Source organism: Paenibacillus sp. FSL H7-0942 (assembly GCF_045040715.1).
GTDB lineage: Bacteria > Bacillota > Bacilli > Paenibacillales > Paenibacillaceae > Paenibacillus > Paenibacillus amylolyticus.
The window spans coordinates 4,047,445-4,072,474 of the sequence record NZ_CP150279.1 but is presented as its reverse complement, the minus strand read 5'-3'; the positions used below and the strand labels follow the sequence as shown (position 1 = coordinate 4,072,474).

The following is a 25,030-nucleotide window of genomic DNA, read 5'->3' as shown; positions in this document are numbered from 1 at the left end:
CAGTTTTTTTTGTGTTATACAAAACCAACTCTAATGGAAACCGATTTGATGAATAGGTGGGACAAAGCTTGATTTTGAGTGTAAACCTTAAATATGGTAAGCTGTAACTATTCGTAATACGTTGTGCAAGGGCGGGCCCAGAGCGCTGGAATCCATCAGGCGGACGTTATTACATTGTTCACCAATAACATCAGAGCAGGTCACGGACCTGTAGTCGGCAAAGAGGGGTTCGTATGAAACGGAAATTCGGGGATCGCGCGAACTGGCGCCGGATTACGAACCGACAATTCACATGCCGGTTCGTTCAATCCAAAATTTTCACAGGTTATATTACGTTGTACACTATACAGGATTTGAAAGAACCTCTGTGGAAAACTTATGGAGGCAGTACCTTCTGTATCGCAGATAAAGGTTATTCCTGGCTGCAATACTATCCGAAGGGAGAGCACTTTGTAGTTACGGCGATGTTTGACGATCAGGAACGGATTGTAGAGTGGTACATTGATACATGTCGTAGTCAGGGGATAACCGATCAGGGTGTTCCTTGGTTTGATGACCTGTATCTGGATGTCGTTGTACTGAAAGATGGAGAAGTTTTTTTGCTGGATGAAGATGAGCTTGAAGATGCACTGTCACGAAAACATATTACAACGGGTGATTATGACTTGGCTAACAAGACGGCTAAGGAATTGCTGCATGCCATTGATGCACATGTATTCCCATACTTTCAGTTATCACTGAAGCATAGGCCGAGTTTATTTGAGAACGGAGAGTTTCGAAAAAACATTCAGATTTGAGACATCTAATTATCCGTAGAATTCTTCATGATCCTTCTAATATTGGAGCACCTGATAGAATACATTAATAATCAGGAGAGTTCAGCCCGATAAAATAGAGGTGATGGCGAATGAACGGACGGGTCATGGCTGCAGGAGAGCAACCAGGAGGCAGACCATCCAGACAAATTAATATTGTGTTGCGTAACCAGGAACCTCAGATGTTGGTCAAAGATGAAGCAGCGGCATTACAGGCAGCCAAGAGTATAACCAAACATGCGCACTTCCAGGAGATACAGGGTGAATTGGAGCAACTGGTTGGACTTGAAAATATCAAAGACTTGGTGTTTGAGATCTATGCTTTCCTACAGATTGCTCAGATGCGTACCGAAGCAGGCTTACTTAGTGGTGCGCACGTGTATCATATGATCTTCAAAGGCAATCCCGGAACCGGTAAGACCACCGTGGCGAGGATCGTTGCCAAACTCTTTCAGAAGATGGGTGTGTTGAGTAAAGGTCATCTTATTGAAGTAGAGCGTGCGGATCTGGTTGGAGAATATATCGGTCACACGGCGCAGAAAACAAGAGATCTGGTCAAGAAGGCACTCGGTGGAATATTGTTCATTGATGAAGCTTACAGTTTGGCCCGCGGGGGAGAGAAGGATTTTGGCAAGGAAGCAATCGATACGCTTGTAAAATCAATGGAAGATAACAAAAATCAGTTTATTCTCATATTGGCTGGTTATTCAGATGAGATTGATTTTTTTCTTCAGACCAATCCCGGATTACCTTCCCGCTTTCCCATTCAAGTGGAGTTTCCAGACTATAGCATTGATCAGTTGATTCAAATCTCTGAGATTATGGCCAAAGAGCGTGACTATATTCTAATGCCACAGACCATACTCAAGCTAAAACAACATTTGCTTCAGGAAAAAAATGATTCGCTGCATGCGTTCAGTAACGCCAGATACGTTCGTAATGCCATTGAGCGTTCGATCAGGCATCAGGCAGTTCGTTTGTTGGAACAATACTCGGAAGGCAGTCCAGGAAAACTGGAGCTGATGACAATCCGTACAGAGGATTTGAACTTTGAGCGAAAGTAAGCGATAATATAGTTTTTACACCAGCCGGCCGGGCCAACCGGTTCGGCTTAAGGCATGCCATGGCATATTCGTGGCAATGTATATCAACGGATTAATTTAGTAATTAGAGGGAGTGAACATATATATGACAAATGGCACGCATGATACAGATATGGTCAAAAAAGATCGCGCCGTCTTGGTGAGTCTTGTTACGGATGATGTAAAACGTACAGGTATCAACCCTGAGTACTCTTTAGAAGAACTGGTGAAACTTGCCGAGACAGCTGGAGTGGAAGTGCTAAGTGTACTTTCTCAGAACAGGGAAAAACGTGATACCAAATGGTTCATTGGTAAAGGTAAGGTGGAAGAGCTCCGTGCGATTGCAGAGGAACTGGGAGCAACTACAGCTATATTTGATCAGGAATTGTCAGGTGCACAGGTTCGTAATCTGGAAGAAACCCTCGATCTCAAAATTATTGACCGTACCCAATTGATTTTGGACATCTTTGCACAACGGGCAAACACTAGAGAAGGTATTATTCAAGTGGAATTGGCTCAACATAGCTATTTGCTGCCACGGTTGTCGGGTCATGGAAAGAACCTGTCCAGACTCGGGGGCGGAATCGGAACAAGAGGCCCGGGGGAAAGCAAACTGGAGACAGACCGCCGTCACATTCGTGGTCGTATCGATGATCTGAAGCGTCATCTGGATGAATTGACTCGTCATCGCAAATTGCATCGTGAACGCCGTAAAAAAACAGGTATTGTCCAGGTAGCCCTTGTTGGTTATACCAATGCTGGCAAATCAACCTTGCTCAAGCAGTTGACGGCTGCAGATGTGTATATTCAAGATCAGCTATTCGCTACATTGGATCCCACTTCACGTACGATGGAACTTCCAAGTGGAAAAGAAATCGTACTTACCGACACGGTTGGATTTATTCAAAATCTACCGCATGATCTGATTGCAGCATTCCGGGCAACGTTGGAGGAAGTGAATGAGGCAGACCTGATCCTGCATGTTGTGGACGCCTCATCAGCTATGCGTGAAGATCAGATGCGGACGGTTAATACGATTCTGCAAGAACTTGGTTCAGGGGACAAGCCGCAGTTAGTCCTGTATAACAAAAAAGATGCGTGCACACCAGAGCAGCTTGAGATGCTTCCATTGGATAAAGACCATATTAAAGTAAGCGCATTAGACTCGGAGGATCTGCTTAAAATCCGTGAATTCATTCAGACAGAGCTGACAGGTGATACGAAGCGCTTCCGTATTCCGGCAGAACGTGGTGATCTTACGTCGGTACTCTATAAAATTGGTGATGTAGTGGATACCAGCTTTGAAGAGAGTGATGTGATTTATGAAGTTGAATTGCAAAAAGGTGAATATGAGAAATTTGGTTATATGCTTGAAGAATTCATTGAATTGTAATATTCATGACATATTGATGTGATAAGTTACACGATAATGGATATTCGACGTCAGATTCGTGCTATGAAGGGGAATGAAGTAAGATGGTAAGCTTTGATTCAGAAATATCTGAACTTCAACGTCAAGTGGAGCGTCAGATTGAAGGACAACTGCAACAGATTGATCGGATCACAGATCACAATCAATGGAAGGTGATTCATGCTTTCCAACAGCGAAAAGTAAGTGATTTTCATTTTGCAGGTTCAACAGGTTATGCCTATAACGATCGTGGGCGTGAAGTACTTGATGAAGTATATGCTGATGTATTCGGCGCGGAAGCCGCGTTGGTGCGTCCTCATTTTGCTTCAGGTACTCATACGATTAGTACAGCTCTCTTTGGAGTTTTGCGTCCAGGTGACGAATTATTGTACATCACGGGTAAGCCTTACGACACATTGCATAAAGTTATTGGCGAACCCGGTGATGGTACAGGTTCATTACGCGATTTTGGCATCGGTTACCGTGAGACGGCCTTAACTGATGAAGGTGGAGTGGACTGGGCAGCAGTTGAAAAAAGCATTACACCGGCTACAAAAGTCATTGGGATTCAACGTTCACGTGGTTATGACTGGCGCTCATCCTTCTGTGTTGCTGAGATTGCTGACATGGTTACGCGTGTTAAAGAGCTTAAGGAAGATGTCATCGTATTCGTAGACAATTGTTACGGTGAATTCACGGAGGAACGTGAACCGACAGAAGTCGGAGTTGATCTGATGGCCGGATCACTGATCAAGAATCCTGGTGGAGGCATTGCGGAAACCGGTGGATACATATGTGGGAAGGAACAATACGTACAGTTGGCAGCTTATCGTCTGACAGCCCCTGGAATTGGGGGAGAGGTGGGAGCAATGCTGGGGACAACACGTGGCATCTACCAAGGACTTTACATGGCACCGACAATTGTAGGACAAGCTATCAAAGGAAGTACGTTTGCTGCTGCGATGTTTGCTGAATCCGGATTTGTAACCAAACCCGCCTGGAATGAAGCTCGCACAGATCTGATCCAGGCTGTTAAGTTTAGCTCTGCCGAGCATCTGATCGCCTTCGTGCAGGGGATTCAGCGTGCAGCAGCTGTGGATAGCCATGTGGTTCCTGAACCGTGGGATATGCCTGGTTATGAGCACCCTGTCATTATGGCGGCAGGTACGTTCATTCAGGGTGGAAGTCTGGAATTATCAGCCGACGCGCCTATTCGGGAGCCGTATATCGGGTATATGCAAGGCGGATTAACGTACTCTCATGTCAAATATGGCGTTTTGATGGCGTTACAGACTATGAAAGATCGTAAATTATTGTGAGTTTATCTAACATGTCATTGACACTTGGTAATAACTAAATGTACAATAGGGTGAAGAATAGATGACTGGAAGGTTGATGAACATGGGTGATGAAATCCGCAGAAATATGGCCTTATTCCCAATTGGTATTGTAATGAAACTTACGGATCTGTCTGCACGTCAGATTCGTTACTATGAGCAGCACAGCTTGATCGTTCCTGCGAGAACGTCAGGTAATCAACGGTTATTCTCTTTTAATGACGTAGAGAGATTGCTAGAGATCAAGGCTTTGATTGAAAAAGGAGTTAACATCGCGGGCATCAAACAAGTGATGAATCCTGTTTCAAAAGAATCCGAGGAAGCTACAGTTATCACGCCAGATACTGAAGTTAAACGCAGAGAGCTGTCCGATACGCAGTTGCACCGCTTGCTGAAGCAGCAGCTTGTATCAGGTAAGAGACCAGGACAAGTATCTCTCATTCAGGGAGAGCTTTCCCGATTCTTTAATAAAAACTAAATTCGCATAACTTGGCGAGTGAGGGGAAAACATACACTTTTGGTGTGAGACTCCTTGACCCGTGGAACTTTCTAATGTACAAATATAACAGGCAAGCCAAATACGCAGATAAGAAAGGGAGAGGTTATAGTGAGTTATACAAAAGAAGACATTCTCCGCATTTCGAAAGAAGAAAACGTACGATTCATTCGATTGCAATTTACTGATTTGCTTGGAGCTATCAAAAACGTTGAGATTCCTGTGAGTCAGTTGACTAAGGCTCTGGATAACAAAATGATGTTCGATGGATCTTCCATTGAAGGTTATGTACGTATTGAAGAGTCCGACATGTACCTCTATCCAGATCTAGATTCTTGGCTTATTTTCCCATGGGTTGCAGAGAACCGTGTTGCACGTCTGATTTGCGACGTATATCTTCCGGATGGTAATCCGTTCCCAGGAGATCCACGTGGCATCTTGAAACGAAACCTGAAGGAAGCCCAAGATATGGGATTCACTTCCTTTAACGTTGGTCCTGAACCCGAGTTCTTCTTGTTCAAAACAGACGAAAAAGGAAACCCGACTAACGAACTGAATGACCAAGGTGGTTATTTCGACCTTGCGCCTACGGATCTTGGTGAAAACTGTCGTCGTGACATCGTTATCACACTTGAAGAAATGGGCTTTGAGATCGAAGCTTCCCACCATGAGGTAGCTCCAGGTCAGCATGAGATCGACTTCAAATATGCTGATGCTCTGAAAGCTGCTGACCAGATCCAAACGTTCAAACTCGTTGTTAAAACGATTGCACGTCAGCATGGTTTACATGCTACATTCATGCCGAAACCACTGTTTGGTATGAACGGATCCGGTATGCACTGTAACCAATCCTTGTTCAAAGGCAATGAGAACGCATTTGTTGATGAGTCGGACGAGTTGGGTCTGAGCAAAACTGCTCGTCACTTCATGGCTGGAACTCTGAAGCACGCACGTGCGTTTGCAGCAATTACTAACCCAACTGTGAACTCATACAAACGTCTTGTACCAGGTTATGAAGCACCTTGTTATGTAGCATGGTCTGCTAGTAACCGTAGCCCAATGATTCGAATTCCAGCTTCCCGTGGTCTGAGTACACGTGTTGAGGTTCGTAACCCGGATCCGGCTGCTAACCCTTACCTGGCTTTGTCTGTTCTGTTAAAAGCAGGTCTGGACGGAATCAAACGTGAGCTTTCCTTACCAACTCCAATTGACCGTAACATCTACATCATGTCAGAAGAAGAGCGTGTGGAAGAAGGCATTCCAAGCTTGCCAGCTGACCTGAAAGAAGCATTGAATGAATTGATCCGTAGCGAAGTCATCTGTGATGCTCTCGGCGACCACGCCTTGGCTCACTTCTATGAGCTGAAAGAAATTGAGTGGGATATGTATAGAACACAAGTCCACCAATGGGAACGCGATCAATATATTACGTTGTACTAATCGAAAAAACCTTGTAACTACGGGGTTTTGAAGGAATGAACCGGGGGACGTTTGGAGGGAATTGCACTTCTATTGAGGTTGCGTCCCCTAAACGTCCCCCGGTTTTTGATTTTCTGATCCAAAAATACGGGAAGTGTACTCTTCATATTTATCAATGTTACGCTTCACTAGCTTTTTAGAAATATGAGCATACACATCGGATGTAATTTGCACACTGCCATGCCCAAGCTGCTCTTGTACAAATTTTATGTCGGCCCCAGCTTCAAGCATGATCACAGCATAGGTATGTCTCAAGGAGTGGATCGTTAAATCCTCACTTAAACCCGCTTTTCTCAAAATCCTCTTTGAAGCATTAAAAAGACTAGATTTAGGCATCGGACTACCATCATTCCTGCACAAGACGAGATTTAAATCGTGTCTGTACATGGAATCCCCTAAATTGATCTTATTTTGATTCTGCCATGAAGCATGATACCTCAAATCATTTATGATTCCGTTACTTACACTAATGGTGCGGGTAGAATTTCCGGTTTTTGTATCTCCGAAAAGTTCGTCCTCGTCTTCAGCTTGAAAATCGAGTGTTACATCAACACGGATCATCTTTTCTTTGAAATTGAAATCCGACCACTTTAGAGCGGCAGCTTCGCCTTTTCGTAACCCCGTTTCAATAAGCACTTTGAAGAAAATCCAATAAATGTACCCATACCCTCGAGCCGTATGAAGAAATTTGGGGATGTCTTCTGAATCAATGAATTGGATCGTCTTCTTTTTGTGCGCTCCTTTAATAATTGAGCCTTTACATGGATTGCGTAATATTTTTCCTTGAATCAGTGCATGTTCCATGGCTGAGTATACAGTGGAGTTGATGATCTCAACCGTACGTTTGCTGAGTCCCTTTTTAAATAGAGAGTCTAAAAAGACCTGATACATATCTGGTTTTAAATCTTTGAGCATCAGACGCTTAAAATAAGGTTTGATATGGGTATTAAGGTTGTTTTCATGTAGTTTGATCGTATTCTTTCGTACAACTTCTTTTTTGTAGTTATTTATCCAATTTCGAATGTAATCGACCAAAGGAATGTCGCTCTGTTCGAACCCTTGCTTTAGCTGCCTTAAAAATTCAGCAGCAGCTAGTTCAGCCTCTGGTTTAGTTCGAAAACCAGCCTCGGATTTCTCTTTTTGTTGTTGAGTGAACGGATCGGTGTACTTTAACCGATACCTCCAGGCGTAAGTTAATCAATTTTGAGCAGAGTAGTGAAATGTTCTGGGTTAAAGATGAAAAAGGAGAAAGAGCTTCGAATTAAAGTCGGAAAAGATATTTTAAAAAAATCATCAAAAAACGAGCCTTCGGTAACTAAGGCTCGTTTGTGCAGGAGTCATATTTGGCTCCAATAACTATGTTTGGATTAGTGCAGAGGTTTCTTGCGGAAAAGTAACTAAAACAATTCTACCCTATTTCACAGGATTTGACCATACTTTAGCTTTAAAGTTCGAGACCAGAACTTGTACCGATTGCCGAAAAGGAAATGATCTGATTACCGATTAGATAAGTATTTAACTACTTGTCACTGCTCTAATTCATTAAGCTAGCGGGCAGTTTAGTTTAAGATTAACTGCGGCGAACCATATCATCGCTAGTGATAAAGCAGAGAATTGAACTGGATATCGCATCGGCAACGCTGAGTTTGCAGGAAGGAGCTTAAAGTATTCACGTACTCGATACATGTGGAGTGTCTAATATTGATGGTCCGTAAGGAATAGATGAGATGTGACAGTTTAGCTCAAACGACTTAATTGTATAGTGTTGACACTTCGCCCACTTGGAGTAATATGTTACTATTGAGATAGCATTCTATTTCCAATGAAGACATATTTTAGTTTGAATGTTATCTATGAAGGGGAGACACTATGACAATGTTCGAGATATGTTCTATACAAAGTCTATTTTATGAACAACGGCGGTTGTTTGTATAGAGCTAATAATATAAGTAACCGCTTAAATCCGGATAGTGATAATTGTTATAGTGTAGACTTTACTACCTTAAAATTCAACTATTTTAAGGAGCGGCTATCATGAGATATGTAAATGCCGACATCATCTTTCCAGAAGAATTACTAAATGAAATACAAAAGTATATTAACGGTGGATTGGTTTACGTCCCTAAATCAAAAGGTTTGCGTAAAAAATTGGAGTGAAAATTCAGGCAGTAGAAAAATTTTAATCTTAGAAATGATGAAATCCGGCGAAAGTTTCTCGATGGTGGCACTATCGAGAAACTTTCAGATCGATTTTTCTTTTCAAGCGATACTATTAAAAAGATCGTTATACAAAATAATAGTTTAACAAAAGTCGCATTGGAAGAAATTCTAATGTGACTTTTTTGTGTATATTATGGTTTAAATTGTTTACTACATATTTTCAAGCTTTTACTATCGTTATAATAACATATAAGAGAAGTAGTTGGTTTACTTCATAAAACTGTAGGGGGATAACAAATGAATGATTTTTTTAGATTTGATACTGATGAAGAACGGCGGGCGTTATTAATCAGAGCAAGGAAAGTCGCTTTATCTGCAATTCGAAAGTATGACTTAGAATGGGATAACATCCAGTTTATTCAACTATCCGATACGATCACCTATAAAATTGAAACCAGTACAGATAACAATTATTTACTTCGCATTCATTCGGACCGATTAAGCAGAGAGGAAATTCGTTCGGAGCTCCTACTGTTACAAGCCCTGAACAAATCGAAAGATCTAACTGTACCAGAAGGGATGGCAAATTGTGATAGTATTTATGTATTGGACATCGAAACAGAGATAGGATATAGGCGCCCTTATGTAACGATGATGCGGTGGATAGAAGGTGAAAAAGCAGTAGGTGAATTTACAGATAATCAAGCATATAATATGGGTGTATTGATGAGCAGGCTCCATGCAGCGGCAAAGGATTTCAATCCACCTTCTGATTTTGTAAGACCTACTTGGGGAGTAGAAAGTTTTAAACGTGAAATGGCTAAGTTGGAACGTTATTATGAACGTTTTTTATCCGAAGAGGGGTGGAAGCTGTATCAAGATGCAGCTGAGAAGGTTGTATCCCAACTTACCACGATGCATCCAAGTGAACATAACTATGGGCTCATTCATGCTGATTTACATACCGGTAATATGGTTTTTAGAGATAATCAACCCTATCCGATTGATTTTGGAAGATGTGGGTACGGATATTATCTCTATGATATGGCAGGTACCATATTGGAGCTTTGGCCAAAACATCGATGGATGCTTGTCCAAGGTTATGAGAGTATTAGGAAGTTGGAAACGGACTATATTCGGGATCTGGAATGTTTTTTTGTCATGTTCATGATCGAGAACACCTGCCATCACTCCTCTGATCCAAGAGAAACAACCAGTTTAATCGATGAACAAAAGTATGCCCAAGCATACATAAGAGAATATTTAAATGGTAATCCATTTTTATTCGAAGTGATCGAGCCTGTAAATGTGGATTAATACTAACCGATACCGGGCTAAAATAATGATATCTTATGGTGATGATTTACAATAGGTCGCTGTTTAGAGTGTTTGTTCGTATCATCAAGTTTTAAAAACGTGAGCTATGACTTCGAGTTTATATAAGATCTACTTGTGTACTTAGCGCTGAAACTTTTCTGTTTATTATGAAGATTTATGCTTATTCATGAAGTTTGTCCGATCCAATTGTTCTTCAGCTTCTCTAGTTCCCCTTCATTTTCGGGGTGTATTTTGACGGAGCTGTTTGGGTCGTTTCGTGATTTTTTAAACTGGCATTGAGTTGGAATGAAGGCGACTCGAATTGGTGGGTCGTCTTTTTTCTTTTCTAGGGGCTTGATGGTTTGCGCCGAATGTTCAGTTCAGCGAGATGCCAAAAACGGTTGAGGCATTATGGAAGATCGAGCTTTTATATGGAAAGCATCCGTCCTATACGGAGCGTCCAGAATGGGTAGCTGTAGGAATGATGGGAAAACTTCTGATAAGAGATGATGGCACATGTCGAGAGAACGGGTACTGTATAGAACGTTATTTCTTTTTTTGTGTATGTAAAACCGCCTTACAGCGAGCGCAAGTTAATCAAAGTATCGAACAGAGCAGTAAAATGTTGTTGTTGAAAGATGTAAAAAGGAAAATCTTCGAATTAGTAACGGAAAAGATATTTTACAAGATAAATCAAAAAACGAGCCTTTGTATATAAGGCTCGTTTGTGCAGGAGTCATATTTGGCTCCGAAAGTTATGTTTAGTCTACTACATTTGTTTTATCGCTGAGAAAGTAACTATAACAATTCTACCCTATTTCAGAGAATTTGACCATACTTTAGCTTTATAGTTCATGTCCTTAGTTCGAGACCAGAACTTATACCTTGTACCAAGTGTCGGAATAGAGATGTGTCTAATCATTGTGCGTTTAACTGAAAATATCATTTAGTATCCTAGCGCATGAGAAGTTACATATTATTATATAGCAACTGCAACGCTGAGATAGGGAGTCAGATATTAAAAACGAAATATAGTACTGAAAATAGCTGTTGAGCAAAGGGGATTATACTGGTTAAAGCTATCATCATAAATATTATTTAAAAACTTTAAGGTATATAAGAGAAATTATACCAAATTTATGTCATAATATTTTTGAGTTGGAAATACAATACTTGATTCTGTGAACAAGAGGTGAGAGCAACTATGAAAAATAGAAACATAACAGGTATTGTATTGGCTATAATCTATTGCATTGTTCTTTACTTTATTTTAACAGATTCTCCGCCTGGCGAAGCTCCAAATAATCCGTTCTGGGTTTATTTGTTTATTCCAATTGGTGCTATTGTGATTACATCTTTGTTTGATTACGTAATCAAATTCGATTTTTTTAGAAAAAAGAAAGATTAGAATTGAATGGAGGACTAAAATGATACAAACAATGAAAATTGCTAAAACATTTTAGCCGGAGTCATGCTTTCTACATCTATCTCAATTCCAGCATTCGCTCAAGATCAGGCAAATTCTTTCCCAGCACTTCAAGTGGAAAATAGCCTTTTAGAACTAGTCGAAAGTACAACCGATAATTCCATCACTTTTAAAGACGGTTCTACATTAATTCAATATGACAGCTATTATATTGCAACAGATTTAAATGGTAAAGATAAGTTAAAAATTACAAAAGTTGATGAGACTAAAGTAAAGTATGAAAATCTTCAAACTGGCGAAGTGAATTATGCTACAAACGAAATAAAACCTATTCACGAAGATCTCAGTTTCTCGCCACAAGCATTAGCAGACGGTTATGTATATAAAGGCAAAGTAGAAAATTCCACAGAGATAATATATGCAACTGCTTCTGCAATAGCAGGTATACTTGCTTCCTTTATAGGAGGACCTGTAGGTGGTAGAATAGCGGGCATACTTGTAAGCATCGGTGGTTATTATGTTTCTAAGGATGCACCCAGAGCCTATTGGGTAACAAAAACATATACTAGAGATGTTAAGCATAGTGATTTTAATGCGACTTTATTCATCAGGAAAGACCATCATTATTACAAATATCATGATTATACCGATTTTATTGATACCGCTTCGACAATCCAGACTTGCCAACCTTTTGGTTGTGGTCCAGTAAACGAGTATTAATTCTTTTATGTTGTGGGATAGAAAAAGCCGATTAAAGTTAAAATGTACCCTATAAGATGGACACTTTGAAAAAAGCCCATCTTATAGGGTATTTTGTTTATAATGAAAAAAAAGAGGTTGGAGCGGAAATGTTACGACGAAAAGATTACTGACAAAGAAAGAACAAGAACTGCTAAAACGGAATCCAAATGTAATCGCTGTTAGCGAAAAGGCGATTACGTACACCGATGAATTTAAGCGCCATTTCATTGCACAAAATGAACAGGGGAAACTGCCACGAGACATTTTTGAAGAAGCAGGCTTAGATGTTGAATGTATTGGTTTGGAGCGTGTTCGTTCTTCCGGAAAACGTTGACGTGCTTCGTATCGTGAAGCGGGTGTAGAAGGCTTACAGGATACACGTAAAACAAATTCAGGTCGCCCATAGGAACGTGAATTAACATTAGAACAAAAGATTGAACGATTAGAAGCAAAAAATCAATTGTTACGAGCGGAAAATGAACTGCTAAAAAAACTCGATCTACTCGAAAGGCAGATGTTGAAAAAGAAATAAAAGTGGCACCAGAGCTGAAGTTTGAACTCATTTATCGGACGATCAGAACGTATAAAATGAAACGGTTAATCAGCTATCTATGCGATGTTATGGAAGTACCACGTTCTGGATACTACAATTGCTTCTCTGAAAAATCAGTGCAGAAGCGTGTAGCTAAAGCCAAAACAGATAAGATTGTAAAGGCGTATCATTTTCGTGGACGAAAAAAAGGAGCACACCAAATCAAAATGACGTTAGAAAATCAGTACAAAATGACGTTCAACTTGAAGCGGATTCGCCGGATCATGAAGAAATTTGAGATCATCTGTCCCATTCGAAAGTCTAATCCAGCCCGTAGAATGGCAAAAGCAACGAAAGAACATCGCACTTGTCCAAACGAATTACAGCGCAATTTTAAGCCAGGCGAGGCGGGAAAGGTGTTATTAAGCGATATCACATATTTAACGTAAAAAGTCAATAAACGTGCGTATTTATCGACGATTAAAGACGCACAGACGAATGAAATTTTAGCGTATGAAGTTTCTTCTTCGTTAAGTATAGGAATTGCGCTAAACACGCTTCGTAAATTACAGAAGCATCGCCATTTAACCAAAGATGCGTTGATCCATTCTGATCAAGGCTTTCATTATACGAAACCACAATTCCAATCCGTAGTGAAGAAAATGGGATTAAGACAATCCATGTCACGTCGAGGCAATTGTTGGGATAATGCTCCCCAAGAATCGTTCTTTGGGCATTTTAAGGATGAAACGAATATCAAAGATTGCGAAACATTAGAAGAAGTAAAACGAGAAATTAAGAGTTATATGACGTACTACAATCATTATCGAGGGCAATGGAATTTGAAAAAGCTGCCGCCTGTAAAATACAGACAGCAGCTTCAACAAGTTGCCTAGTTTTTTTTCAAAATGTCCTTTACAAAGGGTACACTTTAGAATTCAGAAGCCTTCTTTTAGTATTGTTATATTTAATATACGTGAATTTTATTGTGATGACAAAATTACTCCATTTTCGTTACGTAACCTTCATAGTTCCTTAATATAATCCGTTTGAGTAGGTAGTAGATGCTAGATTGAGTACTCCATACCAAACTCCATCAGCATAAGTATATGTCTTTGGAACATACTTCGCATCTCCATACTTATTGTTAGCATCTGAATATCTCACATATTTTTGCGTCGCCTGAATCGTAACACTTTGTGCAGTTACAGAACCTTGAACAGAAGATGAGGCAGAAGCAAGTGATGCTGGAACAGCAATACTTGCTACTATAGCAGTGAGCGCTCCAATTGTGGCTAGTTTCTTTTTCATGTAAATACCTCCTAAATTTTTTTGAATGAATTATAAAACTTTACTTTCTAAAAATACCATATAATTCTATGTAAAATTATGATATATATTACATTGTGATTTGTATTTCACCCCCTACAGATCTACTAACGTAACTTCCAAAAATTCCTCCAACTGATTAAATAGTATATCCAATCTAAACAGATTTGGACGATCATGAAATGCAGCGGATGAGTGAGATACTAGATGACTTTTTTTAATAGAAGTAGTACAAGTTGATTTGATATTATTTAACCCTTTCTTCGAAGACAGCTCTCAGGAGTAGTTGTTGGATTAAAATCTGCTCGTTGTGAAGTTGTGACCGGGAATGGATAAATCATCTGAAAGCAAATTGCCAAAACATGTCCCCTGATTCTTCTTCACTTGCCCACGTAACATTTTTGTGTTTATCTGTGACCAAGGCTTACCTTTATAACAAACATATTCGTTCGTCGATTTAGATAATCGCAAAACTCACTTTTCATTAATATTAAACTGTCTGAAGCAAAAGATTTAAATCAAACTTCCTTTTAATTCTGATAGCCATGAAATAGAAAGGAATACTAGCATTCACTCATTTAAAATTCCAACCATCGTTCAAATACATACAAATGGATGTTTCATTTGTATGTTGAAAGTTTCATATAGAAGAGGTATACTTTAATTAAATTTTAAACAATTTAATTTTAAATAATTAATTGGAGATGTTAATATGGATCAGGCAAAACAACTTGTGACAGAACAACGTACATTTTTTTATACAGGACAAACTAAAAATATCGAGTATCGGATTAATGCACTTCAACAGCTTAGAAAGGGAATTGAAAAGTATCAGCAACGGATTCAAGATGCACTTCGGGCAGATTTGAACAAATCAGAGGCGGAAGCTTACGGTTCCGAGATTCGCATTGTTCTGGGTGAACTGGATTTTGCATTAGAACACCTGCAGGAATGGGCTGTACCAAAACAAGTCCCAACCAATTCGGCTATGCCGGATGGGGTGAGTACCATTTACCCTGAACCATACGGAGTGGCTCTTATTATTGCACCTTGGAACTATCCTTTCCAACTGGCCTTTGGTCCACTGATTGGAGCAATTGCAGCCGGTAACTGTGCAGTTATCAAGCCTTCTGAATTAACACCAGCCGTATCTCGTCTGACGTATGATCTGATTCAGGAGATCTTCCCTCAGGAGTATATTGCGGTTATGGAAGGGGAAGTCGAGGCTAGCACAGCATTGTTGAAAGAGAAGTTTGATTATATTTTCTTCACAGGCAGTACGGGGGTTGGTCGCATTGTTATGAAGGCAGCAGCGGAGCATTTAACTCCTGTAACCCTGGAGCTAGGGGGCAAGAGTCCTGCTATTGTCCACAGTGATGCAGATCTGAAGCTGGTGGCCCAGCGTATTGTTCGTGGAAAGTTCCTGAATGCAGGGCAAACTTGCGTTGCTCCGGATTACTTGCTTGTGCATGAACAAGTTCATGATGAATTGATCAATCTGATTGGCGCAGAGATCAAAGATAAATTTGGGGACGATGTGTTACAGAACTCTGATTTCCCGCATATTGTCAACGCGCGTAATTTTGATCGGTTGTCGAAATTCCTCACAGATGGCAAAACACTAATTGGTGGGCGTTCTGTACGTGAGCAGTTGCTTATTGAGCCGACGGTAATTGGTGATGTGAACTGGGAATCAGCTGTCATGCAAGAAGAGATCTTCGGTCCGATTCTTCCTGTATTTACGTACAGTGACCTGAATCCTATGCTGGATGAGATTGTTCGCCGGCCAAAACCATTGGCGCTATATCTCTTCACACAGGATGAGCAGCTGCAGGATCAGGTTCTGAATCAAGTATCCTTCGGTGGGGGATGTATTAATGACACACTTTCTCATATGACTTCACACTACCTCCCGTTTGGTGGTGTAGGAGAGAGCGGTATGGGCTCATATCACGGACAACAGAGCTTTGATGTGTTCTCGCATCACAAGAGTGTTCTGAAACGCAGTGAATAATTAGCCGCTAAAATAACATAAACATGAAAAAAAGAGGTTGTCCTGTTGATCAGGATAACCTCTTTCGTATTTCATTACATCTAGTTTTGTTACTCAAGTTAAATATTAATGAATATCTCGGAAAAGGCCAATGACTTTACCCAGAATACTAACATGTTTCAAACGTAAAGGTTCGAAGGTCGCATTCTCCGGTTGAAGGCGAATATGATCTTTCTCTTTATAGAACGTTTTCACTGTAGCTTCATCGTCTTCAGTCATTGCAACGACGATATCACCGTTATCAGCAGTTTGCTGTTGACGGACAATAACGTAATCTCCGTTAACGATTCCAGCTTCCACCATGCTATCTCCGACTACCGAAAGCATAAACACTTTCTGTTCGCCTACATAATGTGTAGGAAGAGGGAAGTAGTCTTCAATGTTCTCGGTTGCAGTGATTGGAACCCCTGCTGTAACCTTACCAACAACAGGAATACGTGCAACGCTATGAGCAAATTGATGAGAATGCTCAGATTCTTCTTGGCTCAAAAGCTCAATGGCTCTTGGCTTGGTAGGGTCGCGTCGGATCAAACCTTTTTTCTCCAAACGATCCAAATGTCCATGTACTGTTGAGCTGGAAGCCAGTCCAACCGCTTCACCAATTTCCCGTACGGAAGGAGGATACCCCTTCAACCGGACTTCATTTCGTATAAACTCCAGAATAGCCTGCTGCCTGCTGGATATCTTCGACATACCGTATCAACCCCATTTTAGTAACGTTTGGGAAAATTATAACATAGAACCTCCGTTCGTACAAACATAAGTTCTAAATAAAATAGCATTAAATCAGTGTTTTTTAACTTATAGAACAGAAATTGTCCAAAAGTCAGAGCATAATACTGCAAATGTTTTGTAAAAGGACTTGAAATAAGATATTTCTCCTTCAAAAAAGAAGCGAACAATTGTTCTAAAAATCTATTGAACAAAACAAGTGTTCGTGTTATATTGATTCCAACAGATAGGAACAAACGTTTGGAGGCGGGTATTTAATGAGATATTCTACTTATCAAAGCATTTATGAACCAATGAATTCGGAACTGGTGAAGTCTAACATAGGGAACTACAAGAAGGTTTTAGCGCGTTTCAAGATTTCTTCATGGATGTTAAAGGTAGTCATTACCTCTATGATTATATTTATTGGATGCAGCACCGTTTTAACTGTATTTGCCGGCAATGAGAATGCTGTTCTGCCTGGAGGAAAGATAGCTGTTTCACAAGGGGAAACATTATGGAGTATTTCTTTGGAACATAAACCGACGAATATGGATACACGTATATATATAGAAGCAATTAAGAAAGTGAATCAACTTCATACAACTTCCATCCAAGTGGGACAAGTACTAGCTCTACCGCAATTTGCAGAATAAAATGCACATCAATGAGTGTTAGCGCGTGTCAGCTTGACAAGCAGCCTTTATAATGGCAAAGTTAATATGACTTTGTATTTTTGGAGGGGACAAGCTTGGATATAGATAGTCTGGTAGCACGCATTAACGAATTGGCTCGTAAGCAAAAGTCCACTGGATTGTCGGAGGAAGAGCTTGCTGAACGTGCCGAGCTAAGAGAGATTTATTTGAGTAATATTCGCAGCAATTTCAGACAACAACTGGATACCATTGAGATTGTTGATGATGAGAATGACAAAGGCCACCAAGGCAAACTCAAACACTAACGAAACCTAATGATATCATTATGATATTTAGGTTTCTTCCTGTTATTTTGAGTGTGCAATTTATAGGGGGAAATGTTGGTTTGCAATTATGTAAGCCGATACAAAGACACATAAGGGGGATTCTCATGTCGCGTTCGTTCGAGAGAACGGTTAAGAAAAATTCCAAGCAGTTAAATCAGCAACGCAAAAAAAGTGGTCAACCAATCACAGGTACACCAGGTGAAGAAGTCTTTAAGGGACGCAGTCTTTTGTTCCCTATATTTTTGATTGGTCTCGCCTTTTTGTATCTGTTTATGAGCACGTTCCTTGTGCAAGCTCCAATGACAACTTGGGACTGGGTGACCATGCTGCTTTACGTATTTTTGGCAGTCATCTTCATGCTTCGACGTCCATACATCAAGATTAGCAGTAATCGGATTATAACGACGAAGGGTAATCGTGAACGTTCAATTGGGGTTGACGATATCGTCAAATTCAGAATTGAACCAGGTACAGTTGTTATCGAACATAACAGTCGCGGGAAAAGATGGGTGTTCACCAAGTTATTGAACCGTTACGATACAGATGCGATTGCAGAACGTTTGCTGAAGTTTGCAAAAGCACACCAGATCACCGTGGAAACCGTCGAAAAGTAATTATTGCATAAAGGGGTAGATGATCGGAATGGCGTTAAAAGCGATTTTGTTCGACCTAGATGATACTTTATTATGGGATGACCGTAGTGTTCGAGAAGCTTTTCATGAGACTTGTCTAATCGCAGCGAAAGAGACTGGGGTTAAACCAGAAGAACTTGAAGAAGCTGTTCGTAATGAGGCACGTGGACTGTATGAATCATATGAAACCTTTCCTTTTACTAAAATGATTGGAATCAATCCGTTTGAAGGCCTTTGGGCTAACTTTACTGGTGGGGATCAACCTGAGTTCCGTCAGTTGGAACAACTTGCTCCAGTTTACCGTAAAGAATCATGGCGTCGTGGCTTGTTGAAGTTGAGTATAGATCGGGAAGATCTTGCTGAACAACTGGCCGCACAGTTTGGAGTAGAACGGAGATCCAGACCTCATGTATACGAAGAAACGATGGATACCTTGCGTCAGTTACAAGGAAAGTACAAACTGTTGTTGTTAACAAACGGTTGTCCTGCTTTGCAACAAGAGAAGTTGGATGGTGTACCTGAATTGACTCCTTTCTTTGATGAGATTATTATCTCGGGTAACTTCGGAAAAGGAAAACCAGATCCGTCGATATTTGAACATGCTTTGAGTAAACTGGGTGTTAAACCCGAAGAGAGCATGATGGTTGGAGACAAGTTAACGACTGATATTCGTGGTGCTTTATCATCTGGCATCCAATCCGTATGGATTAACCGTGAGCATAAGACCAACAATGAAGAGTATGCGCCAGACCATGAAATAACACATTTATCGGAATTAAATCAGCTTATTGCTAAGTTCTAAGCGGAATCAGTTATAACATCTTTCCTCAGCACCCTGAAACATTGGAAGCTTCAATGAACGATGATGTCGTTCTTGAAGTTACCAATGCTTTTTTATTTGAGCTAGTTGAGTAAATTACCTTGTTAAAAGAGATCTCCATTTTTTTTACTAAAAGTTATTGAAATTAGGGGGAAGCTGGATTAGAATATAACTAACATACTAGTATGACTAGTATTTAGATTGTCATAAAGCAATTTCTTTTTGACTTACTTCATTAAATGGAAGCAGGGAGTTATTGCTTATTATTTTGATTTATTGTAAGCGCTTAATATTTTAGAGTATCTTCTTCCGATTTGGAAATCACACCACTTAGTAAGTGCTAATGAATGATGTGAAGCACCTTGGATTGTGTGATTCTACATAATACACCAAATTGATATCGCTTACATTTAGCAATTATCTATTTGGTAGTGGGGGTGAAGTTAAAGGAGTTGTTGTCTTCTACAAGAGGAGAAACGATGGAGATTGTACATGAATTACTCTTACTTATCAAGTCCTGGATCGGAGTGAAAACACATGGAGTCTGAAACCGCTAAAACAACGTTAACCATGACATCTTTACGTAAAGAGAGCAGATTACGAACGGCAGCAACCTTGTTTCGCAAAGACTGGCAGCTGTATTCACTATTAATCCTTCCCATCATCTATCTCCTTATTTTCAAATATGGGCCGATGATTGGTAATGTGATTGCGTTCAGACGTTTTGTTCCCGGGGGAAGTATATTTGGAGAAACGTGGGTTGGATTAAGATACTTCAAAATGTTCATTGAGGACCCTACCTTCTGGAGAGTATTTGGTAATACGCTGATGTTGGGCGGACTTGCATTGCTCTTTACATTCCCGGTTCCAATCATTTTTGCTTTGATGCTTAACGAAGTGAAGAGTAAACGATTCAAAAAGTTTGTACAGACCGCGTCATATCTGCCTCATTTTCTGTCCATCGTTATCGTTGCGGGTATGATCCTGCAGCTGACAGCAGTGAATGGTTCCATTAATGGACTGGTGGCTTTCTTCACCGGAGACAATATTCCTTTTATGCAGCGGGCTGAATGGTTCAGAACAATCTATATCACTTCTGAGGTATGGCAGGGTATGGGTTGGGGGGCAATTCTGTATCTGGCTGCACTGACAACCATTGATGATTCTTTGTATGAAGCTGCGCGTATCGATGGTGCCAATCGGTGGAAGCAAACGATTCATGTAACGTTACCAGGGATCTTGCCAACGATTGTGACGTTATTGATTTTGAACATGGGTAATTTCCTAGCAGTTGGATTTGAAAAAATCTTACTCTTGTACAATCCGCTTATCTACGAGACATCTGATGTGATCTCCACTTACCTGTATCGGGTGGGACTGGAATCCAGTAACTTCAGTTATGCTACCGCAATTGGCTTGTTCGAATCGCTGATCGGTCTGATTCTGGTGTTCTCCGTAAATGCCATTTCACGCAGACTGACACAAAGAAGCTTATGGTAAAGGAGGAGCACCATGCAGGAATCCAGATCTTACAAGGTATTTAAAGTATTCAATGTCATCTTTCTGCTGTTCGTGGTATTTATAACGCTCTATCCATTCTTAAATGTCGTGGCACAATCCTTCAGTAGTGAGTCCTATATTAATTCGGGTAAGGTTAGTTTGTTCCCAAGAGGATTCAATGTGGAGACATACAAGACCATCTCACGTGACAGCATGTTCTGGACGAATTATAAAAATACGATTATCTACACTGTAGTAGGTACGTTAATCTCCATGTTTATGACGACTATTTTCGCATATGCCCTGTCCAAAAAGAGGTTGATGGGTCGCAAGTTTCTGACGATGTTCGCCGTATTCACGATGTTCTTCAGTGGTGGATTGATTCCAAACTATGTGTTGATTAATTCCCTTGGGTTCAACAACACCATGTGGGCACTTGTTGTTCCTGGCGCAATTAGCATATACAACATGCTGATCATGAAGTCATTTTTTGAAAATATGCCTGAAGAACTGGAGGAAGCTGCCTCCATTGACGGTTTGAACACCTACGGGATCTTGTTACGCATTATATTGCCGCTTAGTAAAGCCGTTATGGCAACCATGGTGCTGTTCTACGCAGTAGGTCATTGGAATTCCTGGTTCCCAGCCTTTCTGTATTTGGACAAAAAAGAACTGTTCCCTGTCACCATTTATTTGCGCAATATGATTGCAGGAGCGACAAGTGGGGCATCTGCCGGTGCAACCTCAGCTGATAACCTGACACAGATTGCTGCCAATATTAAGTCAGTAACGATGGTATTAACCATCTTGCCGATACTCACCATCTATCCATTTGTCCAAAGATACTTTGTAACCGGTATCATGTTAGGGTCTGTTAAACAGTAATACCTAGCAGCTATATAAATTGAACTAAAGATGATTTACACGGAACACTCCGATGACAGAATAACCTTTCAATTGCTGTTATCCCCAGATTTTTTCGATTCCCTTTTTAAAAGGGAAAATCCGGTGATAGCATATGCTTCCGATGCAGCTTTCTTTCAGAAAGCTTGTAGGCGAGCGCTTCGCTTTTATTGATTAAAAAGTTTTAAGTCAAGGTCAACCTAAACCAAATTCAGGGGGATAACCTAAATGAATCAAAAGCCACGTAAGTTTGTTGGTAAAATGGTGTTGGCATCAATGATGACCGTTGTTCTGGCAGCATGTAGCAGCGGTAATGGAGCAGGAGGTGACGTCACAGAAGTTCAAACCAAGGCAGCGATGGAGACGTACAATGTAGGGGATACATTCAAGGCGACTGAGCCGTTTAATCTATCGATACTGTATAGTGATCAACCTACCTATCCGTACAAAAAAGACTGGTTGCTTTTCGAAAAGATGACTGAAATGACTGGTGTTACACTTGAGCCAACGATTGTTCCTATGAGTGACTATTCTCAGAAGAGATCTCTTCTAATCAGTTCTGGTGATGCACCGCTGGTTATTCCAAAGACCTATCCTGGTGAAGAATCTGCTTTTGTATCTTCCGGTGCGATTCTGCCCGTTAGTGATTATATTGATTTGATGCCCAACTTCAAGGATAAAGTGGAAAAATGGGGATTGGAAGAAGAAATCGAAGGACTTCGACAGGAAGATGGCAAGTATTATGTACTCCCGGGTCTGCATGAAGAAGTATGGCCAGATTATACATTAATCGTAAGAACAGATGTTTTTGAAGAAAATAACATTGCGATCCCAACCACATGGGATGAACTGTATGACGCTGCAAAGAAACTCAAAGAGCTGTACCCGGATTCCGTTCCGTTCTCGGACCGTTTCAAATTTAATAGCACATTAGGTATTGCGGCTACCGGCTTTGGTACCAAGGCTGGATGGGGTTTTGGTAACGGATTGACGTATAAGGAAGATCAGGATGAATTTGTGTACACGGCTACTACGCCGGAGTATAAGGAAATGCTAACGTACTTTAACAAGTTGGTATCCGAAGGATTGCTGGACAAAGAAAGTTTCACACAGGATGATGATCAGGCTGTACAGAAATTTGTATCCGGCAAATCATTCATGATTAATGGTAATTCCCAAACGGTAGTGCTGCACCGAAATGATATGAACAAAACGCTGGGAGAAGGTAAATACTCTGTTGCGAAGATTACAGTTCCTGGTGGGCCAAAAGGGCAATTAATGTCTGGCTCAAGACTTGAAAACGGTGTCATGATATCCGGGAAAATTCAAAAAAGCGAAAACTTCAAAGCCATTATGCAATTTGTGGATTGGTTATACTACAGTGATGAGGGTCAAGAGTTTGCCAAATGGGGCGTTGAAGGCGAAACATTTACCAAAGAGGGCGGAAAACGTGAATTGGTAGAAGATGTGAACTACAATGGCTTGAATCCTAAAGGCACGAAGGATCTGCGTATTGACTTTGGTTTCTCTGGTGGAGTATTTGCCTACGGTGGTACGACAGATCTGCTGCAATCGATGTTTAGTGAAGAAGAGTTGAAATTCCAGCAAGACATGAAGGATACCAAGGAAGTGATCCCGGCAGAACCACCAATTCCTTACTCTTCAGAGGACCGTGAACGGGTGACACTTCTGAGTACACCACTGAAAGATTATTCGGATCAAAATACACTTAAATTTATCTTGGGTGAACGGGACTTGTCTGAATTCGATACGTTTGCCAAAGAGCTGGATAGTCAAGGATTATCTAATTATCTGAAGCTGGCAAATGACACGTACAAAGCCTACAAAGAAAACAAGCAATAATATAGTTGATGTTGGCCAGATTACCGTTTCACACCGATATATAAGTGGAACGGTAATTTGTGCTAAGATGAATGAATACGGCTGATAGAAAGAGGTCTAGGCATGTCACTTAATCAAAAAATTAGAGGCTCGACCCGGGCATATTCATATAACCTGTTAAAAGAACGAATTCTTCACCTGGAACTTAAGCCGGGTACCAAGATTTCAGAGAAAGAGATTGCAGATGAACTGCAGGTGAGCAGAACACCCGTGAGAGAAGCATTCATGAAGCTTGCTGAAGAAGAACTGCTGGACATTATTCCCCAGAGTGGAACGATCGTCTCTCATATTAATCTGGAGCATGTGGAAGAAGGCAGGTTTATGCGGGAGAAGATGGAGAAGGAAATCGTGACTTTGGCTTGTGTTTCTTTTCCAGAAGAGTTCAGATTTCGACTTGAAACCAACATTGCAATGCAGGAAGTCTGTATAGGGAAAAACAATTTCTATCGACTTTTTGAACTGGATGAAGAGTTTCATCAGATTTTGTTCCAGGGCACGGGTAAGCTAAGAACATGGAAAATGTTGCAACAACTGAATATTCCGTTTAATCGGTTGCGTTTATTACGTCTAGCGGAGGACTCCAACCTGGAGGTCATTATCTCCCAGCACAAAGAGATTTATCGTCTTATCACAGAGCGTCAGACCGAGCAAGCTGTTCAGGTGATGGAAGCTCATCTTAGACTCGTTGTTATTGAACAGGAATCGATAAGGGCGAAATACCCGCATTATTTTGTATAATGCACCGATGTTGTATACTACTCTCCATATGCATATGCGAAAACCCCTGTTCAATTGAACAGGGGTTTTGGTTAAGCAAGTTGTAACACGAGAGTGTTAGGCTTGTTTGATAAATGTAGGATCAGGGTATGGATCTGCAATCCAGCCATCTTTTTCGATGAACAGACGTACAGCAATAATTTGTTTGTTCTCCATTAATGTGAAGAAGTGCGGTGTATTCTCAGGTACAGAGATAACGTCTCCTGGAGACAGTTCTACATTAAAGTAGCCCACATCATCTGTAGCTTTGATAACAAAGATTCCTTTACCAGCAACAATTGCACGAATCTCATCTTCAGCGTGGGTGTGAATTTCTTCGAACTTGGCGAGCTTTTCTTCGATATCTGGTGTTTGTTCGGACAGCGTGATGACATCCCAGATCTGGTATCCGCGACGTGCAGCCAAATCTCTGATTTCATAATCGTAAGTTTCCAAAACCTCGGTTTTCTGTTCATCAGTTAATCCAAAGTTATTTTGCAGATCAGTGTTCAGTTTGGAAGCGTCCCACTTCTCATATAATACTTCGTATTTGTTTAAGAAATTTCGAACATTTTCGTCACCAGTGATGCGTTCGTTCGTATTTCGGATAACAATTTCAGCCATGTTCTTTCCCTCTTTTCCACTT

Annotated in this window: 22 protein-coding genes and 2 pseudogenes; 20 read left to right on the top strand and 4 right to left on the bottom strand. The window is 40.6% G+C overall.

What is annotated here, in order from left to right; all coding sequences use genetic code 11:
• Positions 1-233: 233 nt before the first annotated feature.
• From MHI48_RS18100 to glnA, 6 genes are all read left to right on the top strand, one after another.
• Positions 234-797, top strand: coding sequence for a DUF402 domain-containing protein (locus tag MHI48_RS18100; protein WP_036672757.1), 564 nt, complete (start codon positions 234-236; stop codon positions 795-797).
• 110 nt (positions 798-907) lie between these two features.
• Positions 908-1,879, top strand: a complete 972-nt coding sequence (locus MHI48_RS18095; RefSeq protein WP_047843421.1) for an AAA family ATPase — start codon at positions 908-910, stop codon at positions 1,877-1,879.
• 124 nt (positions 1,880-2,003) lie between these two features.
• The gene (hflX, locus tag MHI48_RS18090) at positions 2,004-3,290 is read left to right on the top strand and encodes a GTPase HflX (protein ID WP_047843420.1); all 1,287 of its coding nucleotides are present in this window, start codon (positions 2,004-2,006) and stop codon (positions 3,288-3,290) included.
• Between the two features lie 83 nt (positions 3,291-3,373).
• Positions 3,374-4,627, top strand: a complete 1,254-nt coding sequence (locus MHI48_RS18085; protein WP_036613567.1) for a methionine gamma-lyase family protein — start codon at positions 3,374-3,376, stop codon at positions 4,625-4,627.
• 82 nt (positions 4,628-4,709) lie between these two features.
• Positions 4,710-5,123 carry a MerR family transcriptional regulator gene (locus MHI48_RS18080; RefSeq protein WP_017687924.1) on the top strand — a complete coding sequence of 138 codons (414 nt, stop codon included), beginning with the start codon at positions 4,710-4,712 and terminating at the stop codon, positions 5,121-5,123.
• Positions 5,124-5,252: 129 nt separating this feature from the next.
• Positions 5,253-6,581, top strand: a complete 1,329-nt coding sequence (gene glnA, locus MHI48_RS18075; protein WP_036613569.1) for a type I glutamate--ammonia ligase — start codon at positions 5,253-5,255, stop codon at positions 6,579-6,581.
• Positions 6,582-6,668: 87 nt separating this feature from the next.
• Here glnA and MHI48_RS18070 read toward each other — a convergent pair.
• Positions 6,669-7,817, bottom strand: a pseudogene (locus MHI48_RS18070) (tyrosine-type recombinase/integrase); the annotation flags it as partial.
• A gap of 837 nt (positions 7,818-8,654) precedes the next feature.
• Between MHI48_RS18070 and MHI48_RS18065 the strand changes: the two are divergent.
• The 5 genes and pseudogenes from MHI48_RS18065 to MHI48_RS18045 all read left to right on the top strand — a co-directional run bounded on the left by MHI48_RS18065 (position 8,655) and on the right by MHI48_RS18045 (position 13,692).
• Positions 8,655-8,777, top strand: coding sequence for a hypothetical protein (locus MHI48_RS18065; protein WP_268745234.1), 123 nt, complete (start codon positions 8,655-8,657; stop codon positions 8,775-8,777).
• Between the two features lie 300 nt (positions 8,778-9,077).
• Entirely contained in the window at positions 9,078-10,097 is a 1,020-nt protein-coding gene (locus MHI48_RS18060) for a phosphotransferase enzyme family protein (protein ID WP_036613574.1), read from the top strand.
• A 388-nt stretch (positions 10,098-10,485) separates the two neighbouring features.
• Positions 10,486-10,815, top strand: a complete 330-nt coding sequence (locus MHI48_RS18055; RefSeq protein WP_051447317.1) for a hypothetical protein — start codon at positions 10,486-10,488, stop codon at positions 10,813-10,815.
• 753 nt (positions 10,816-11,568) lie between these two features.
• The gene (locus tag MHI48_RS18050) at positions 11,569-12,243 is read left to right on the top strand and encodes an adenosine deaminase (protein WP_235200808.1); all 675 of its coding nucleotides are present in this window, start codon (positions 11,569-11,571) and stop codon (positions 12,241-12,243) included.
• A 148-nt stretch (positions 12,244-12,391) separates the two neighbouring features.
• A pseudogene (locus MHI48_RS18045) lies at positions 12,392-13,692 on the top strand (IS3 family transposase).
• 139 nt (positions 13,693-13,831) lie between these two features.
• On the opposite strand, the gene MHI48_RS18040 reads toward MHI48_RS18045, so the two are convergent.
• On the bottom strand, positions 13,832-14,107 hold the full coding sequence (locus MHI48_RS18040) for a hypothetical protein (protein ID WP_076328518.1): 276 nt from the start codon (positions 14,105-14,107) through the stop codon (positions 13,832-13,834).
• 730 nt (positions 14,108-14,837) lie between these two features.
• Between MHI48_RS18040 and MHI48_RS18035 the strand changes: the two genes are divergently transcribed.
• On the top strand, positions 14,838-16,139 hold the full coding sequence (locus MHI48_RS18035; RefSeq protein ID WP_036613580.1) for an aldehyde dehydrogenase: 1,302 nt from the start codon (positions 14,838-14,840) through the stop codon (positions 16,137-16,139).
• 105 nt (positions 16,140-16,244) lie between these two features.
• Here the strand turns inward: MHI48_RS18035 and lexA are convergent, their stop codons facing one another.
• Positions 16,245-16,871, bottom strand: coding sequence for a transcriptional repressor LexA (gene lexA, locus MHI48_RS18030; protein ID WP_017688034.1), 627 nt, complete (start codon positions 16,869-16,871; stop codon positions 16,245-16,247).
• 296 nt (positions 16,872-17,167) lie between these two features.
• Here lexA and MHI48_RS18025 point away from each other — a divergent pair, with 296 nt between their 5' ends.
• From MHI48_RS18025 to MHI48_RS17990, 8 genes are all read left to right on the top strand, one after another.
• A complete protein-coding gene (locus tag MHI48_RS18025; protein WP_076328519.1) occupies positions 17,168-17,545 on the top strand; it encodes a LysM peptidoglycan-binding domain-containing protein in 378 nt (125 codons plus the stop codon).
• Positions 17,546-17,640: 95 nt separating this feature from the next.
• Positions 17,641-17,850 (top strand): DUF896 domain-containing protein, encoded by a 210-nt coding sequence (locus MHI48_RS18020; protein ID WP_017688036.1) that lies wholly within the window; start codon positions 17,641-17,643, stop codon positions 17,848-17,850.
• Between the two features lie 125 nt (positions 17,851-17,975).
• Positions 17,976-18,485, top strand: a complete 510-nt coding sequence (locus MHI48_RS18015) for a hypothetical protein (RefSeq protein ID WP_017688037.1) — start codon at positions 17,976-17,978, stop codon at positions 18,483-18,485.
• A 28-nt stretch (positions 18,486-18,513) separates the two neighbouring features.
• Positions 18,514-19,305, top strand: coding sequence for an HAD family hydrolase (locus MHI48_RS18010; protein ID WP_076328520.1), 792 nt, complete (start codon positions 18,514-18,516; stop codon positions 19,303-19,305).
• A 588-nt stretch (positions 19,306-19,893) separates the two neighbouring features.
• On the top strand, positions 19,894-20,823 hold the full coding sequence (locus MHI48_RS18005; protein WP_339177159.1) for an ABC transporter permease subunit: 930 nt from the start codon (positions 19,894-19,896) through the stop codon (positions 20,821-20,823).
• A 12-nt stretch (positions 20,824-20,835) separates the two neighbouring features.
• Positions 20,836-21,708: a carbohydrate ABC transporter permease gene (locus tag MHI48_RS18000; RefSeq protein ID WP_036613592.1), complete on the top strand. Its 873-nt coding sequence runs from the start codon at positions 20,836-20,838 to the stop codon at positions 21,706-21,708.
• Between the two features lie 246 nt (positions 21,709-21,954).
• Positions 21,955-23,589, top strand: a complete 1,635-nt coding sequence (locus tag MHI48_RS17995) for an extracellular solute-binding protein (RefSeq protein ID WP_076328521.1) — start codon at positions 21,955-21,957, stop codon at positions 23,587-23,589.
• A gap of 102 nt (positions 23,590-23,691) precedes the next feature.
• Positions 23,692-24,366 (top strand): GntR family transcriptional regulator, encoded by a 675-nt coding sequence (locus MHI48_RS17990; protein WP_076317606.1) that lies wholly within the window; start codon positions 23,692-23,694, stop codon positions 24,364-24,366.
• 96 nt (positions 24,367-24,462) lie between these two features.
• Here MHI48_RS17990 and MHI48_RS17985 read toward each other — a convergent pair whose 3' ends face one another.
• The gene (locus tag MHI48_RS17985) at positions 24,463-25,008 is read right to left on the bottom strand and encodes a cupin domain-containing protein (protein WP_047843398.1); all 546 of its coding nucleotides are present in this window, start codon (positions 25,006-25,008) and stop codon (positions 24,463-24,465) included.
• Between the last annotated feature and the right edge of the window lie 22 nt (positions 25,009-25,030).